The organism is Amycolatopsis sp. MJM2582 (assembly GCF_000754115.1).
GTDB classification, from domain to species: Bacteria; Actinomycetota; Actinomycetes; order Mycobacteriales; family Pseudonocardiaceae; genus Amycolatopsis; species Amycolatopsis japonica.
In genome coordinates, this window is sequence record NZ_JPLW01000003.1 from 1,170,470 (window position 1) to 1,185,991 (window position 15,522).

At 69.9% G+C, this 15,522-nt stretch carries 11 protein-coding genes; 7 read left to right on the forward strand and 4 right to left on the reverse strand.

Features of this window, described 5'->3' with window-relative positions:
* Window positions 1-3: 3 nt before the first annotated feature.
* The 6 genes from ED92_RS24305 (at window position 4) to smc (ending at window position 8,837) form a co-directional block, all read left to right on the forward strand.
* Entirely contained in the window at window positions 4-615 is a 612-nt protein-coding gene (locus ED92_RS24305; RefSeq protein WP_037342239.1) for a potassium-transporting ATPase subunit C, read from the forward strand.
* Window positions 616-620: 5 nt separating this feature from the next.
* Window positions 621-3,206 (forward strand): sensor histidine kinase KdpD, encoded by a 2,586-nt coding sequence (locus ED92_RS24310; protein ID WP_052120825.1) that lies wholly within the window; start codon window positions 621-623, stop codon window positions 3,204-3,206.
* Complete coding sequence (locus ED92_RS24315) at window positions 3,203-3,904, forward strand: response regulator (protein WP_037342241.1); 702 nt, start codon at window positions 3,203-3,205, stop codon at window positions 3,902-3,904. The genes ED92_RS24310 and ED92_RS24315 overlap by 4 nt, the downstream gene beginning before the upstream one ends.
* A 140-nt stretch (window positions 3,905-4,044) precedes the next feature.
* Window positions 4,045-4,608: a hypothetical protein gene (locus tag ED92_RS24320; RefSeq protein WP_235213355.1), complete on the forward strand. Its 564-nt coding sequence runs from the start codon at window positions 4,045-4,047 to the stop codon at window positions 4,606-4,608.
* 253 nt (window positions 4,609-4,861) lie between these two features.
* Window positions 4,862-5,149, forward strand: coding sequence for an acylphosphatase (locus tag ED92_RS24325; RefSeq protein ID WP_037342243.1), 288 nt, complete (start codon window positions 4,862-4,864; stop codon window positions 5,147-5,149).
* Between the two features lie 88 nt (window positions 5,150-5,237).
* Window positions 5,238-8,837 carry a chromosome segregation protein SMC gene (smc, locus tag ED92_RS24330; RefSeq protein WP_037342245.1) on the forward strand — a complete coding sequence of 1,200 codons (3,600 nt, stop codon included), beginning with the start codon at window positions 5,238-5,240 and terminating at the stop codon, window positions 8,835-8,837.
* A 177-nt stretch (window positions 8,838-9,014) separates the two neighbouring features.
* Here smc and ED92_RS24335 read toward each other — a convergent pair whose 3' ends face one another.
* From ED92_RS24335 to ED92_RS24345, 3 genes are all read right to left on the reverse strand, one after another.
* Complete coding sequence (locus tag ED92_RS24335; protein WP_037342247.1) at window positions 9,015-9,518, reverse strand: DUF3455 domain-containing protein; 504 nt, start codon at window positions 9,516-9,518, stop codon at window positions 9,015-9,017.
* Window positions 9,519-9,608: 90 nt separating this feature from the next.
* Entirely contained in the window at window positions 9,609-11,192 is a 1,584-nt protein-coding gene (locus ED92_RS24340) for a sodium:solute symporter (RefSeq protein ID WP_037342249.1), read from the reverse strand.
* A 9-nt stretch (window positions 11,193-11,201) separates the two neighbouring features.
* Window positions 11,202-12,410, reverse strand: coding sequence for an anhydro-N-acetylmuramic acid kinase (locus ED92_RS24345; protein WP_037342251.1), 1,209 nt, complete (start codon window positions 12,408-12,410; stop codon window positions 11,202-11,204).
* A gap of 152 nt (window positions 12,411-12,562) precedes the next feature.
* Between ED92_RS24345 and ftsY the strand changes: the two genes are divergently transcribed.
* Window positions 12,563-13,867, forward strand: a complete 1,305-nt coding sequence (gene ftsY / locus ED92_RS24350) for a signal recognition particle-docking protein FtsY (RefSeq protein WP_037342253.1) — start codon at window positions 12,563-12,565, stop codon at window positions 13,865-13,867.
* A 63-nt stretch (window positions 13,868-13,930) separates the two neighbouring features.
* On the opposite strand, the gene ED92_RS24355 is transcribed toward ftsY, so the two are convergent.
* Window positions 13,931-15,427 (reverse strand): MFS transporter, encoded by a 1,497-nt coding sequence (locus tag ED92_RS24355; RefSeq protein WP_037342255.1) that lies wholly within the window; start codon window positions 15,425-15,427, stop codon window positions 13,931-13,933.
* Window positions 15,428-15,522 lie beyond the last annotated feature (95 nt).

A 15,522-nucleotide genomic window follows, 5' to 3' on the forward strand; every position in this document is an offset into this window, starting at 1 on the left:
GCCATGAACGCATTGCTGAAGCAGACCCTCGCCGGGCTGCGTGTCCTGCTCGTCTTCACCGTCCTGCTGGGTGTCGTCTACCCGCTCGGCGTGTGGGCGGTCTCCCGCATCCCCGGTCTCGAAGGCAACGCCGAGGGCTCGGTCATCAGCCAGGACGGGCAGGCCGTCGGCTCGTCGCTGATCGGCGTCGACCCGGTCGCGGCGGACCCCGCCAAGGACCCGTGGTTCCACAACCGCCCGTCCGCGGGCTCGAAGGACGCCCTCGGCCCCGGCGACCCGTCGTCGTCCGGCCCGTCGAACAAGGGCCCGTACAACGAGGACCTGGTCGCCGCGATCGGCGAACGCAAGAAGCTCATCGCCGCCCGCGAAGGTGTCCAGGAGTCGCAGGTGCCGCCCGACGCGGTGACGGCGTCGGGATCGGGGATGGATCCGGCGATCAGCGTCGCCTACGCCGACCTCCAGATCCCGCGAGTGGCCAGGAACACGGGCCTGTCCGAGGAGAAGGTCCGGCAGCTCGTCGCGGAGAACACGAGCGGCGCCGGGATCGGTGTGCCGGGCGTCAATGTGCTGAAGGTCAACTTGGCCGTGCGCGACGCGGCCGGAGGAGCACACTGACAGACGTGGACGAGAACACGACCAAGCCGCGCCGGGGTGAGCTGAGGATCTACCTCGGCGCGGCCCCGGGCGTCGGCAAGACCTACGCGATGCTCGGCGAGGCGCGACGCCGCCTCGACCGGGGCACCGACGTGGTCATCGGCCTGGTCGAGACGCACGGCCGGAAGAAGACCGCGGAGCTCGTCGAAGGCCTGGAGATCGTGCCACGCCGCCGGTCCGCGCACCGGGACCGCGAGTTCGAGGAGATGGATCTCGACGCGCTGCTCGCCCGCGCCCCCGAGGTCGCGGTGGTCGACGAACTCGCGCACACCAACGTGCCCGGTTCGCGCAACGAGAAGCGCTGGCAGGACATCGACGAACTGCTCGCCGCCGGCATCGACGTCCTCTCCACGGTCAACGTGCAACATCTGCAGAGCCTCAACGACGTCGTCGAGCGGATCACCGGCGTCACCCAGCAGGAGACGGTGCCCGACGAGGTCGTGCGGCGGGCCGAGCAGCTGGAGCTGGTCGACATCACGCCCGAGGCATTGCGGCGGCGCCTGGCGCACGGCAACGTGTACCCGGCCGAGCGGATCGACGCGGCGCTGGGCAACTACTTCCGGCCCGGCAATCTCACCGCGCTGCGTGAGCTCGCGCTGCTCTGGGTCGCCGACCAGGTCGACGTCGCGCTGCAGCGGTACCGGGCCGAGCAGAAGATCACCGACACGTGGGAAGCCCGCGAACGGGTGGTCGTGTCCATCACCGGCGGGCCGGAGAGCGAGACGCTGATCCGCCGTGCGAGCCGCATCGCGAACCGCGCGGGCGCCGAACTGCAGGTGCTGCACATCCTGCGCGGCGACGGGCTCGCCGGGATGGGGCCGACGGCGGTCGGCAAGTACCGGAAACTCGCCGAAGAGGTCGGCGCGACCTTCCACACCGTCGTCGGCGACGACGTCCCGACCGCGCTGCTCGACTTCGCGCAGGGCGTGAACGCGACCCAGCTGGTCGTCGGGACCTCACGCCGGTCACGCGTGGCGCGGCTGTTCGACGAAGGCATCGGCGCGGCCGTGGTCCAGCGGTCCGGCCCGATCGACGTCCACATGGTCACGCACGCCCAAGCGGGCGGACGGCTGCGTGCCCGGTTCAACCGCAGCCCGCTCACCCCTTCGCGGCGGCTGACCGGCTGGGTGCTCTCGCTGGTGCTGCCCGCGTTGGCGACGCTGGTCGGTGTCCTGCTGCGGGATCACCTCGACTTCTCCACCGACGTGGTCGACTACGTCCTCGCGACGGTGCTGGTCGCGCTCGCGGGCGGGCTCGGGCCCGCGCTGCTCGCGGCGGTGGTCTCGGCCGGGCTGCTGAACTTCTTCTTCACCCCGCCGCTGTACACCCTGACCGTCCACGAACCGCGCAACGTGATCACGCTGGTCGCGATGGTGCTGGTGGCGATCCTCGTCGCGGCGGTCGTCGACACCGCCGCCCGGCGCGCGACGCAGGCCGCGCGGGCGCGGACCGAGGCGGCGTTGCTGGCGTCGTACGCGCGGACCGTGCTCACGCACACCAACCCGATCGAGCGGCTGCTGGAGAAGGTCCGCGAGAACTTCGGGATGACTTCGGTGACCCTGCTGGAGAAACGGGACGGGAAGTGGAAGCGCGTGGCGAACGCCGGCACGGATCCCTGCGCGGACCCGGATCAGGCCGACGCCGACATCGCCGTCACCGCCGACGTCCACCTGACCCTGCGGGGCCGCGCGTTGCCCGCGTCGGACCGGGGAGTGCTGGAAGCCGTGGCAGGGCAGGCGTTGCTGGCCCTGCGGCAGCAGCGGACGGCGAAGGCGGCCATCCGGGCCGAACGCAAGGCCGAGGCGACCGAACTGCGCACGGCGTTGCTGTCGGCCGTGGGACACGATCTCCGCACCCCGCTGACGTCCATCAAGGCGTCCATCGGCAGCCTGCGCGCGACCGACATCTCACTGTCCGAAGAGGACACCGACGAGCTGCTCGAAGCGATCGAGGAATCGGCGGACCGGCTCGCCGGGCTGATCGACAACCTGCTCGACTCCTCGCGGCTGGCCACCGGTGCCGTACGCCCGCACCTGCGCCCGGTGGGCTACGACGAGGTCGTCTCGCACGCCTTGTCCAATGTGGACAACTCGGATTCGGTCGTGGTCGCGATCGACTCGCGGCTGCCGTCGGTGTGCGCCGACCCCGGCCTGCTGGAACGGGTGGTGGCGAACGTGATCGACAACGCGCTGCGTCACGGCGCGTCCGGCGAACCGGTCTCGGCACGCGCCAGCACGCATTCCGAACACGTCGAACTGCGTATCGTCGACCACGGGCGCGGGCTCAAGAAGGGCACCGCGGATTCGGCTTTCGCGCCGTTCCAACGGCTCGGGGGAGACCGGGACAGCGTGCCCGGCGTGGGACTGGGGCTGTCGGTCGCCAAGGGGTTCACCGAGGCGATGGGCGGGCGGATCCGGGCGGAGGACACGCCGGGCGGCGGGCTCACCGTCGTCATCTCGCTGCCCGCATATGTTGGTCAGGATCCGGAAAAGAGCCTCCTCGCTTTCGACGACGAGGGCCTCGAGAACGAAGAGGAGGAGCGAGTGCGATGAGCGCAGACAACGCGTCGGCGACCGTGCTGGTCGTCGACGACGAACCGCAGATCGTGCGAGCCCTGCGGATCAACCTGTCCGCCCGCGGCTACAAGGTGATCACCGCGCACGACGGGACCGCCGCGCTGAAGGCCGTCGCCGAGACCAAACCCGACGTCGTCGTGCTCGACCTCGGCCTGCCCGATCTCGACGGCACCGAGGTCATCGCCGGGCTCCGCGGCTGGACGACGGTGCCGATCATCGTGCTGTCCGCGCGCGGCGACTCGGCCGACAAGGTGCAGGCCCTCGACGCCGGCGCCGACGACTACGTCACCAAACCCTTCGGCATGGACGAACTGCTCGCACGGCTCCGAGCCGCCGTCCGCCGGTCGGCCACGTCCAGTGTGGACGGTGCGGACGCGGTGGTGGACACGGGATCCTTCCGGATCGACCTCGCGGCGAAGAAGGTGCGGCGGGACGGCAAGGAAGTGCATCTCACCAAGACCGAGTGGGGTGTGTTGGAGCTGCTGGTGCGCAACCGCGGCCGCCTGGTGGCGCAGAAGCAGCTGCTGCACGAGGTGTGGGGGCCGACGTACGAGACGGAGTCGCACTACCTGCGGGTGTATCTGGCGCAGTTACGGCGGAAGCTGGAACCGGAACCCTCGCGGCCGCGGCACCTGCTGACGGAACCGGGGATGGGGTACCGCTTCGAAATGTGATCCCCTCGGGTCCCGGATGTCATGAAAGGGCCGTTCAGGACGTTTTTCGTCCTGAACGGCCCTTTCATGACACGCGGACGGCACTCCCGAACGCCATGAAAGGACCTTTCCTTGCAAAATTTGCAAGGAAAGGTCCTTTCATGGCACGCGGTGAGGCTTACTGGGCGCTGCTCGTCGAGGTGTCGGTGCCGGAGGTGCTGGACCGGCCCGGAGTCGACTCGCTAGGGGCGCCGCTGGAGCTGGAGCCCCCACCTGTGGTGGTAGTGGTCGTCGGGCTCCCTGTCGAGGTCTCCGGCGGAGTGCTCGGCGGAGTCGTCGCCGGCTTCGACGAGCTCGGCTTGGTCGGCGTCGTCGGCGGCAGCACCGTACGCGTCGGCTCACCCCCGCCCGGCGTCGTCGCGGGCGGCGGGGGCGGGGCGACGACGCTCGTCGTCTCCTTGCCGTCCGGGCCGACCGACGTGACCGTGGTCGGCGGCGCCGTCGAGCTGGACGGCGCGCCGGGGGTCGGCGAGCCGCTGACGGTCATGGGGCCGCCGGGGACGGCGTTGCCCGGCACCAGCTGGACGCCGGCGGGGGCGACGCCCTGCCCGCCGCCGGGGATTCCGGTGCCGCCCGCGGTGGCGGACACGCCGGGACCCGCGAGTTCGGCGATCGCGGCGAAGGCCGTCGCCACCACGAGGCCGCTGACGCCGAGTACGGCGTAGCCTGCGCGGTTGAGCTTGCCGGTGGCGCCGCGCGGGGGTGCCACGGACACACGTGCGCTCGAATCAGACCCGTCGGGACGGGGCATGTGCTGGCTCCTCGGATGGGGGGCTTCGGGGAGTTCGGCTACCCGGGCGAGGTAGCCCGAAGTGGGGACCCGGCGCGGAGATTATCACCGCCGCTTCACCGTCTGCGAACTACAGCGAGCGTCGTGTTCACCCTCCGCGTTCATCCACATGGTGCACGATAGGGGTCGTGAGTGAAGAAGTAACACACATCAGGTTGACCGCGTGGGTGCACGGACGGGTGCAGGGTGTCGGTTTCCGCTGGTGGACCCGCAGCAGGGCGCTTGAGCTGGGGTTGGTCGGCAGCGCGGGCAATCTGGCCGACGGACGTGTCGAGGTGGTGGCGGAGGGTGATCGTGAACACTGTGAGCGGCTTTTGGTGGCTTTGCGCTCCGGGGAATCACCCGGAAGTGTGGACCACGTCGTCGAACGCTGGTCGCCCGCGAAGGGCGGGCTTCGCGGGTTCGTGGAGCGCTGAGGCCCCGCGTCCCACGATCACCGTGAGCACACAGGTAGCCTGGGCCGATTGAACGACCGGTTCCCGCAGCCAGAGGGGTCAGCACGACGTGCACCTGAAGAGCCTGACGCTCAAGGGCTTCAAGTCCTTCGCCTCGGCGACGACGTTGCGTTTCGAGCCGGGCATCACCTGCGTGGTCGGACCGAACGGGTCCGGCAAGTCGAATGTCCTCGACGCGCTTCGCTGGGTCATGGGCACCCAGGGCGCGAAGGACCTTCGCGGCGGCAAGATGGAAGACGTCATCTTCGCCGGGACCGCCGGCCGTGCCCCGCTCGGGCGCGCCGAGGTCACCCTGACGATCGACAACGCCGACGGCGCGCTGCCGATCGAGTACTCCGAGGTCTCCATCACCCGCCGGATGTTCCGTGACGGCGCGAGCGAATACGAGATCAACGGCGACCGCTGCCGTCTGATGGACGTGCAGGAACTGCTGTCGGACTCCGGTATCGGCCGCGAGATGCACGTCATCGTCGGGCAGGGGCAGCTTTCGGCGATCCTCGAATCGAAGCCCGAGGAGCGCCGCGCCTTCATCGAAGAGGCCGCCGGTGTCCTCAAGCACCGCAAGCGCAAGGAACAGACCCTGCGCAAGCTCGCGAACATGCAGGGCAACCTCGACCGCCTCGGCGACCTCACCACCGAGCTGCGCCGCCAGCTCAAACCGCTGGGCAAGCAGGCCGAGATCGCCCGCAAGGCGCAGTGGGTGCAGTCCGAACTGCGTGACGCCCGGCTGCGGCTGTTCGCCCACGACCTCGTCACCCAGCGTGCGGGCATCGCCAAGGAAGAGGCCGACGAGCGCGTCGCGCGTCAGCGCCGCGCCGAGGTCGAGCAGGCGCTGGAGATCGTCGCCGCCGAAGAGGCCGAGCTCGAAGCGTCGCTCGCCGAGGACGCGCCGAAGCTGGCCGCGGCCCAGGAGACTTGGTACAAGCTGTCCGCGTTGACGGAGCGGCTGCGCGGCACGGTGCGGCTCGCGCTGGAGCGCCAGCGACACCTGTCGTCCGACGTGCAGCAGGCGAGCACCGGCCGCGACCCCGACGAGCTGCTGGCCGAGGCCGAGCAGGTCGCCGAGCGGGAGCAGGAGCTCAACGAAGCCGTCGCCGAGGCACGCCTGGTGCTTTCGGAGACCGTCCAGCGGCGTGAGCAGCTCGAACACCTCGTCCAGGCCGCCGAGCGCGCGCATATGGCCGCCGTCCGCGCGATCGCCGACCGCCGGGAAGGGCTCGCGAAGCTCACCGGGCAGGTCGAGGCGCTGCGCAGCAAGAACGGCGCGACCTCCGACGAGATCGACCGGCTCACCGTGTCGCTCGAAGAGGCCGCCGAGCGCGCGGAGATCGCCGTCGAGGAACTCGAAGAGGCCAAGGCCGAAGGCGGTGTCGAGGAGTCCGACGACCTCGACCTGCAGGCCCACCACGATCGCGCCGTGGAGGCCAACAACGCCGCCAAGGCCCGCGTCGAAGAGCTGGTCAAGGCAGAGCGGGCCGCCGAACGCGAGATCGCGTCGGAGAAGGCGCGCGTCGAGGCGCTGTCGATGGGCTTGCGGCGCAAGGACGGCGCCGGCGCACTGCTCGGCGCGCAGCACGAACTGCCGGGCCTGCTCGGCTCGGTCGCGGCGCTGCTCACCGTCGAAGCCGGACACGAGGTCGCGCTGGCCGCCGCGCTCGGCCCGGTCGCCGACGCGGTCGCGGTCAACGGCGGCGCCGACGCGCTCGCGGCGCTGAAGTTCTTGAAGGACAACGATTCCGGCCGCGCGGGCATTCTGCTCGGCGGCCCGGAATCCACTGTGGACACCAGCGCCTGGCCGTCACTGCCCGAGGGCGCGCGCTGGGCGCGTGAAGTGGTCACGGCGCCGCCCGCGTTGCGTTCCGCCGTCGAGCACGCGCTCGACCGGGTGGCCATTGTGGACGGTCTGGAATCCGCGCGCCGTCTCGTCGAGGTGTACCCCGAGGTCAGCACGGTCACGCCCGAGGGCGATGTCTTCGGCGCGCGCTGGGCGGTCGGTGGTTCGGCTCGCAGCGAGAGCGTCATCGAGGTGCAGGCCGCGGTCGACGAGGCGGGCGACCGGCTGAACGCCGCCGAGCGCGCGCTGGAACGCACCGCCGCGGAGCTCGAAGGCGCCCGCGCCGGGCAGGCCGCCCGGCGCGAAGAGGTCGGCAGGGCCAAGGAAGCGCTCGGCGACGCGAAGGTCCGCAAGGCCCGCTCTTCCGAGCGGCTGAACCGGCTGCAGCAGGCCGCGCGTGCCGCACAGGCCGAAATGGACCGGCTGAGCAACCAGCGTGCCAAGGTCGAGCAGAGCCGCGAGCAGGCGCTGCAGCAGCTCGCCGAACTCGAAGAGCGGCTGGCCGCCGTCGCCGAACAGGAAGTCGACGAGGATCCGGACACCGCCGAGCGCGACCAGGCCGCCGAAGACCTCGGCACGGTCCGCCAGGAGGAGATGGAGTCCCGGCTCGCGCTGCGCACCGCCGAGGAGCGCGCGCGGAGCATCCAGGGCAAGGCCGAATCGCTCCGCCGGGCCGCGCACGCCGAGCGGCAGGCCCGCGAACGGGCCGAAAAGTCCAGGGCCGCGCGGAAACGCGGCGCCGAGATCGCCAACGCGGTGGTCAACGGCGGCGAGATCGCGTTGGAGCGCATCGAGGTCTCCGTGCAGCGCGCCGCCCACGAACGGGACGAGGCGCAGGCGCAGCGCCAGTCGCGGGAGACCGCGCTGACCCAGGTCCGCAGCAAGGTCCGCGAGCTGACCGGCGAACTGGAGAAGCTCACCGACGCCGTCCACCGCGACGAGGTGCTGCGCGCCGAGCAGCGGCTGCGGCTCGAACAGCTCGAAACCAAGATCGCCGAAGATTTCGGCATCGGTCTCGAGGACCTCGTCTCCGAGTACGGTCCGGACGTTCCCGTGCCGCCGAGCGCGGGGGAGATGGCCGAGTACGAGGCCGCCAAGGAACGCGGCGAGGACGTCACCCCGCCGCCGCCCATGCCGTTCGACCGCGACACCCAGGCCCGCCGGGCGAAGCGCGCGGAGAAGGACCTGAGCCTCCTGGGCAAGGTCAACCCGCTGGCGCTGGAGGAGTTCGCGGCGCTGGAGGAGCGCTACAAGTTCCTCTCGACCCAGCTCGAAGACCTCAAGGACACCCGCAAGGACCTCGAAGCCGTCATCAAGCAGGTCGACGAAAAGATCCTCGAGGTGTTCGCGTCGGCGTACGAGGACGTCGCGCGCGAGTTCGAGACCGTGTTCGGCGTGCTGTTCCCGGGTGGCGAGGGGCGCATGGTGCTCACGCAGCCCAACGACCTGCTCTCCACCGGTGTCGACGTCGAAGCGCGCCCGCCGGGCAAGAAGGTCAAGCGGCTCTCGCTGCTTTCCGGTGGCGAGAAGTCGCTCGTGGCCGTCGGCATGCTGGTGGCGATCTTCCGCGCCCGGCCTTCGCCCTTCTACGTCATGGACGAGGTCGAGGCCGCGCTCGACGACACCAACATGCGACGGCTGATCGGGCTGCTGGAACAGCTGCGGGACTCTTCGCAGCTGATCATCATCACCCACCAGAAGCCGACCATGGAGATCGCCGACGCCCTGTACGGCGTTTCGATGCAGGGCGACGGCATCACCAAGGTGATCTCGCAGCGGCTGCGAACGTCCGAAGAGGACCCGGTTCCCGCCTAGCGGTTATTCGTGGGGCACGGCGAAGGTGCCATGCTCACTCGCTCGGAGGTCGGCCTCGGGGTTGCGAAAGTGGCTTTCGCAACGCCGCCTTCCGCCAGGCCGCACCGGGTCGAGGGGGTCGTGAGTGGTAAGTGGGGTTAGAACGACACTTGCCACTCACGACCACCGCGCTCATCACTACTTCGCGACCCAGAAGGCGTAGTCGGCCGCGTACCGGACGGCCGTCTGTGCGCCACTCGCGCACGTGCCCGCCGGAGCCAGTCCGCTGTGGGTGCGGAGCCGCTGGACGTAGGTGACCTTGCCGAAGATCCCGTCACCGCTGTTCAGGTTCGCCTTGAGCAGCAGTTCCGGCACCGCGTTCGGTCTCGGGTTGGACGCGCCGGGAACGGCCGCGGCCCCGACCGTGCTGCCGTCCACAGTGGACGTCCACACCGGACCCTTGCTGTGCAGCGCGATCGTCCGCCCGCGGTGGCTCAGCGTCGCGGCGGGCTGGATCAGCGCCCACGTCCCGTTGGTGCAGCCGTAGATCTGGACGCCCTCGCCCCGGTAGGTGGCGATGCGCTTGTTCCCCTCCGGCACTTTGATCGCGTCCGGCACGCCGGTGCTCGTCGCGGCGTACGCGGTCGTGCCACCGCCGATCAGCAATGCGGCGACGGCGATGGCCACGGTTGCACGTTTCATCGTCTCTCCCTCTCCTCGCCCGCCGTCTTCGGGCGGGTCCCGAAGCCGACACGGAGGAAAGGGAGAGACGGTTCAGCACTGTGACTCAGGTCACACTTGCGAGGGTTCCTTCACGTCCGGTTCGGCCAGCGGGTCCACGCTCCCGTGCCGCAGCGAAAGCAGCCCGCCCACGACGAGCGTGATCACCACACCGCACAGCGTGTACCAGGGCCACGCCAGCGCCACCGTGTTCCCCGACGCCTTGCCGAAGTCGACGCCGATCAGGCTGCCGTCCGGTTTGTTGAACTTGACGCCCAGGATGATGAACGCCATCACGATCACCGTCGACACGAACGCCACGATCGCGTCCGCCTGCCTCGCCCGCTTGAACAGCAGGCCCAGCAGGAACGCGCCGAGCAGCGCGCCGTAGGTGTACCCGGTGATGCCGAGCGCCTGCACCACGATCGGATCGGCCGAGGTCTTGTTGGAGGAGGCGAAGAAACCCGCGCACAGGATCAGCGCGCCCGCCCAGACGATCGTCCAGATCCGGCCGTGCTTCAGTCGTTCGGCTTCCGGGAGTTCCCGGCCGATCACCCGTTCGTAGACGTCGGTCACCGTCGACGACGCCAGCGCGCCGAGCGACGAACTCAGTGCGGCGGCGAGGATCCCGGCGATCACGAACCCGGACAGGCCGCTCGGCAGATCGTTCACGATGAAGTTCGCGAACAGCTCGTCCTTGTTGGCCAGCCCGAGGCCTTCCGGCTTCGGCTTGGTCGGGGCGAGGCCGTTGTAGAGCGCCCACAGCAGCACGCCGATGAACAGGAACAGCGCGAACTGCAGGAACACCACGAAACCGCTGGCCACCAACGCCTTCCGGGCGGCACGCAGATCGTTGGTGGACTGCAGGCGTTGCACGATCAGCTGATCGGAGCCGTGCGAGGCCATCGAAAGCACCGCGCCGCCGATCAGCGCGGTGAAGAACGCGTACTGCCCGGTGAGCATGTTCGAGGAGAAGTCGAAGATCTGGAACTTGTTCGCGTCGACGGCCTTGCCGAACCAGCCGTCCGGCAGCCTGCCGGAGATCGCCCAGATCACCACGACCGCGCCGAGGATGTACCAGAGCATCTGGATCGCGTCGACCCAGACGACCGCGCGGACCCCGCCGAAGAAGCTGTAGAGCACCATCGCGATGCCGAGCCCGACCACGATGGTCCAGTACGAGACGTTCAGGCCGTAGGCCGCCATCACCACCTTGATCGGGATCGCGGTGGCGAACAGCCGGATGCCGTCGGCCAGCGTGCGGGTGAGCAGGAAGGTCACCGACGCGGTGCCCTGCAGCCCGCTGCCGAAACGCTTGCCCAGGAAGGCGTACGCGGTGACCAGGTTGCCCGCCACGTAACGCGGCAACAGCACCATCGACACCACGATCCGGCCCGCGATGTAGCCGATGGCCAGTGCGAGGTAGGTCATCCCGCCGTCGCCGGGGGTGGCGATGTAGGCCACCGTCGGCACGGAAAGCACGGTGAGGGTGGACGTCTCCGCGGAGACCACCGAAAGGCAGGCCACCCACCAGGAGATCTTGCCTTCACCGACGAAGTAGTCGGAGCCGGATTTCTGTTTGCCGCCGATCCAGACGCCCAGCAGGGGCATGCCGACCAGGAAAAGCCCGATGATCGCGAGGTCAAGTGCGCGCATCCATATCTCCTATCGCTCGCCGGTCTTCGCCGCTACCCGTAGCCGGGTCACGGTTGAGGTGTGCGGGGCGGGGAGCCGCAGGGGGCCCGCGCCCGGGGTGATGCTGCCGAGCAACCGGTGGCCGCGGGCGCCGGTCGCCGACGGGAGGTTCCCCGGGACGCCCGACCAAGTCAGCCAGCCGAGCAGAATGGTCAGGTATGCCTCTTTGCCCGCGCGCGGCAGCCCGTGGTCGTCGCTGGTCTTCAGCGCCGTACCCGGCAGGTTCCTGGTGAGCGCGGCCATCAGCGCCGGGTTGTCGGCGCCGCCGCCGGAGACGATCAGTGTGGCGATGTCGTGGCGACGGCATTCCGCGGCGATCGTCACCGCGGTCAGTTCGGTCAGCGTCGCCAGGAGGTCTTCCGCGCCGACCGGCGGGAGTCCGTCCAGCGCCGCGTCGAGGTACGCGCCGTGGAACAGTTCCTTGCCGGTGGATTTCGGTGGCGCCGCCGCGTAATACGGGTCGAGCAGGAGCTTCGCAAGCAGGTCGGGCCGGACGGTGCCGCGCAGGGCGAGCGCGCCGTCGATGTCGGCACGGCGGCCGGTGGCGCGGTGCGCGGCGATGTCCATGAGGGCGTTGCCGGGGCCGGTGTCGTAGGCCAGAACATCACCGTCGGCGGGGACCACGGTGATGTTCGCGATCCCGCCGATGTTCAGCGCCGCGACCGGGCCGAGCGCGGCCATTTCCCGGAGCCACAACGCGTCCATCGTGCTGGCGAGCGGTGCGCCGTGCCCGCCGGCGGCGACGTCACGCACGCGGAGGTCGGCCACCACCGGCAGTCCGGTGCGTTCGGCGATCCACGCCGGATTCCCCAGTTGCAGGGTGCCGCGCGCGGTGCCGTCCTCGACCCAGTGGAACACCGTCTGGCCCAGCGAGGCGACGACGTCCGCTTCGCCGCCGGCCAGTTCCTCGACGCCGCGCGCGGCCGCCTCCGCGAAGGCCTGGCCCACCAGGGTGTCGAGTTTCGTGAGCTGCTCGGCGTCGCAGGGATTCGGCGGGAGCGCGGCGAGCAGGGCATCGCGGAGCGTTTCGGGATAAGGGACTTCGAGCTGGCCGAGCGGCGAGAGCACCACCGTGTCCCCGTCGGCGCGCAGTTCGGCGGCCGCCACGTCGATCCCGTCGATCGAGGTGCCGGAGATGAGCCCGATGACCCGGACCCCAGTGCCGGAGTGAACCGTCATTCGGAGTGGTTTATCCGTCGTGGCGGAGAGCGCGCAAGCGGGGTCGTTTCTTCTTGTCCGAAATGAGTCCTATCCAGTGGGTGCTTGACAAGATCGGCTTCCTTCCCGTGGGGCGTCTGAGCGCGACGCGGTGCGGATGCGAGGATGGCGCCGTGTCGAGTACCCCCTGGTTCTGGATCGTTGTCGTTGCCGTCGTGGTCCTGGTCGCCGTCCTGGTGGCCGGGCTGCTCATCGCGCGCCGCCGCCGGATCAGCCTGGACGAGTCCAAGGCTGCCGACGTCGTCGAGAAGCCGAAGGGCGGCGGCTATACCGCCACCGGCGGGATCGCGCTCGCCCCTGGTGGAGAGGCGACCGACGAACCCGAGCACCCGGTCGAGGACCGTCCCGAGACCGAGGGCCAGCCCGCCGTCGGAGACGACGCGTCGGTGCCGAGGGATTCCGCGCAGCGCACGGTGCGCGACGTCGAACTCCCCGAACCGGCCGAGGAAGTGGCCCCCGAGCCCGCTCCCGTCGAAGAGATCGCTCCGGCCACCGGACGCCTGGAGCGGCTGCGCGGCAGGCTGGGCAAATCCCGTTCGGTGTTCGGGCAGAGCCTGCTCGGTCTGCTGGGCGCCGGCGACCTGGACGAGGACTCGTGGCAGGACGTCGAGGACACGCTGCTCATGGCGGACCTGGGCGCCGCGACGACCACCGAGATCGTCGAGCGGCTTCGTGACGAGCTGAAGCGCCGCGCCGTGCGGACGTCGGAGGAGGCGCGCGCGGTCTTGCAGGAGGTGCTGACCGCCGCCCTGTCGACCGACGCGGTGCGGGCCGTCCGCGCGCTGCCGCACACCGTCGACGGGAAGAAGCAGCCCGCCGTCGTGCTGGTCGCCGGGGTCAACGGCACCGGCAAGACCACCACCACCGGCAAACTCGCCCGCGTGCTCGTCGCGCAGGGGAGCACCGTGGTGCTCGGCGCGGCCGACACCTTCCGCGCCGCCGCGGCGGACCAGCTCCAGACGTGGGCCGAACGCGTGGGCGCCGAGGTCGTGCGCGGCAAGGAAGGCGCGGACCCGGCGGCGGTCGCCTTCGACGCCGTCAAACGCGGCACCGAGGCGGGCGTGGACGCGGTCCTGGTCGACACCGCCGGCCGCCTGCACACCAAGACCGGCCTGATGGACGAGCTGGGCAAGGTCAAGCGAGTCGTCGAGAAGCAGGCGAAGGTCGACGAGGTGCTGCTGGTGCTCGACGCCACCACCGGGCAGAACGGGCTGATGCAGGCCCGCGTGTTCTCGGAGGTCATCGACGTCACCGGCATCGTGCTGACCAAACTGGACGGCACCGCGAAGGGCGGCATCGTCTTCCAGGTGCAGCGTGAACTCGGGGTGCCGGTGAAGCTGGTCGGCCTCGGTGAGGGGCCGGACGATCTGGCGCCGTTCGAGCCGGGCGCGTTCGTGGAGGCCCTGCTCAGCAGCTAGCGGATGCAATGAAAGGTCCTTTCCTCGCAAATTTTGCAAGGAAAGGACCTTTCATAGCGCGCGTCAGGCCGTGACAGGGACGTTCTCGTCCGGCGAAACCGGCGCGGTCTTCTTGTCCCGCATCACCAGGAACGCGACCACCGCCGCCGCCAGCACACCGACCGCGCTCGCCAGGAACGTCGTCGACATCGCCGAGGTGAACGACTCGCGGGCCGCGGCGATGAGTCCGTCGTTACCGGTCGCGAAGGCGTCGCCGATCGAGAGCCGCGCCTGCGCCGGGGCGTTGGCGGGCATGTGCGACGTGAACAGACTCGACACGATGCTGCCCAGGATCGCGATGCCGAGCGCGGCGCCCAGCTGCTGGATGGTGTCGTTGAGCGCGGAACCGACGCCTGCCTGCTCCTCCGGGACCTCGCCCATCAGCGCCGCGATCGCCGACGGCATCGCCACCCCGCCACCCGCGCCGAGCAGGAACAGCGCGGCCGCGGGCAGCAGGAAGCCCTCGTGCGCCGACATCGTCGCGAGCAGGCCGAAGCCGCCCGCCATCACGATCATCCCGGCCGTGGTCAGTGCCCGGTTGCCGATCTTCTGGCCCAGCGTGGCGCCGAGGGTGTTGAACAGCAGCGACGCGACGGCCATCGGGATGAACGCGAGACCCGCCTCGGTCGGGGTGTAGCCGAGCACGAACTGCAGGTACTGGGTCAGGAGCAGCAGCAGACCGCCGTTGCCGATCTGCACCAGCGTGAGCGACAGGCTGCCACCGCTGAAGTTGCGCTTGCGGAACAGCTTCAGCGGGACCATCGGCGACGGCGTGTGCCGCTCCCAGAACACGAAGCCGGTCAGGCACACGATCGCGACCGCCAGCGGGATCAGGGTTCCGGCTTCGGCGAGGCCGTGCTTGGGCAGTTCGATGATCGTCCAGACCAGCGAGACCATGCCCGCCGCGGAAAGGACGGCGCCGAGCGGGTCCGGCTTCTGCCACGGGCCCTTGGATTCGGGCATCAGCGTGAGCGCGGCGATCACCGCGATGACGACGATCGGCACGTTGATCAGGAACACCGCGCCCCACCAGAACCACGCGATCAGCACGCCACCCAGCACCGGGCCGCCGATCAGGCCGATCATCGCGACCGCGCTCCACGCCGCCATCGCCTTGCGGCGCTCCTCGTCGTCGAAGACGGTGATCAGGATCGACAGGGTGCTCGGCATGATCAGCGCGCCGCCGACCCCCATCACCGCGCGGGACGCGATCAGTTCGAGCGGGTTCGTGGCGAACGCCGCGACGAGTGAGGCCGCTCCGAACAGGAGGAGGCCGACGATCATCACCTTCCGGCGCCCGAACCGGTCGCCGAGGCTTCCCGACGTGAGCAGCAGACCGGCGAACACCAGGATGTAGGAGTCCAGGATCCACTGCGTGTCCTGGGCGCTCGCGCCGAGATCTTCGGCCAGCGGTGGCACGGCGACGGTCAGCACCATGTTGTCGACGACCAGCACGAGCGTGCTCAGGCAAAGGACGATCAGGATCCACCAGCGGCGTGGATCGCGGATGGGCACGTTCATCGGGAAACCCCCAGAGAAGTGTTTGCGTACGTTGTTCGACTGATGCGCACACTGTACGCAGAACGAAACGGCGTACGCAAGGGGGTACTACGTGC

Excerpts from the sequence above, each read along its gene's own strand:
- ED92_RS24355 (WP_037342255.1), bottom strand. The coding sequence starts at position 15,427 with ATGAACGTGCCCATCCGCGATCCACGCCGCTGGTGGATCCTGATCGTC.
- ED92_RS24345 (WP_037342251.1), bottom strand. The coding sequence starts at position 12,410 with ATGACGGTTCACTCCGGCACTGGGGTCCGGGTCATCGGGCTCATCTCC.
- ED92_RS24305 (WP_037342239.1), top strand. The coding sequence starts at position 4 with ATGAACGCATTGCTGAAGCAGACCCTCGCCGGGCTGCGTGTCCTGCTC.
- ED92_RS24340 (WP_037342249.1), bottom strand. The coding sequence starts at position 11,192 with ATGCGCGCACTTGACCTCGCGATCATCGGGCTTTTCCTGGTCGGCATG.
- ED92_RS24335 (WP_037342247.1), bottom strand. The coding sequence starts at position 9,518 with ATGAAACGTGCAACCGTGGCCATCGCCGTCGCCGCATTGCTGATCGGC.
- ED92_RS24315 (WP_037342241.1), top strand. The coding sequence starts at position 3,203 with ATGAGCGCAGACAACGCGTCGGCGACCGTGCTGGTCGTCGACGACGAA.
- ED92_RS24320 (WP_235213355.1), top strand. The coding sequence starts at position 4,045 with ATGGCACGCGGTGAGGCTTACTGGGCGCTGCTCGTCGAGGTGTCGGTG.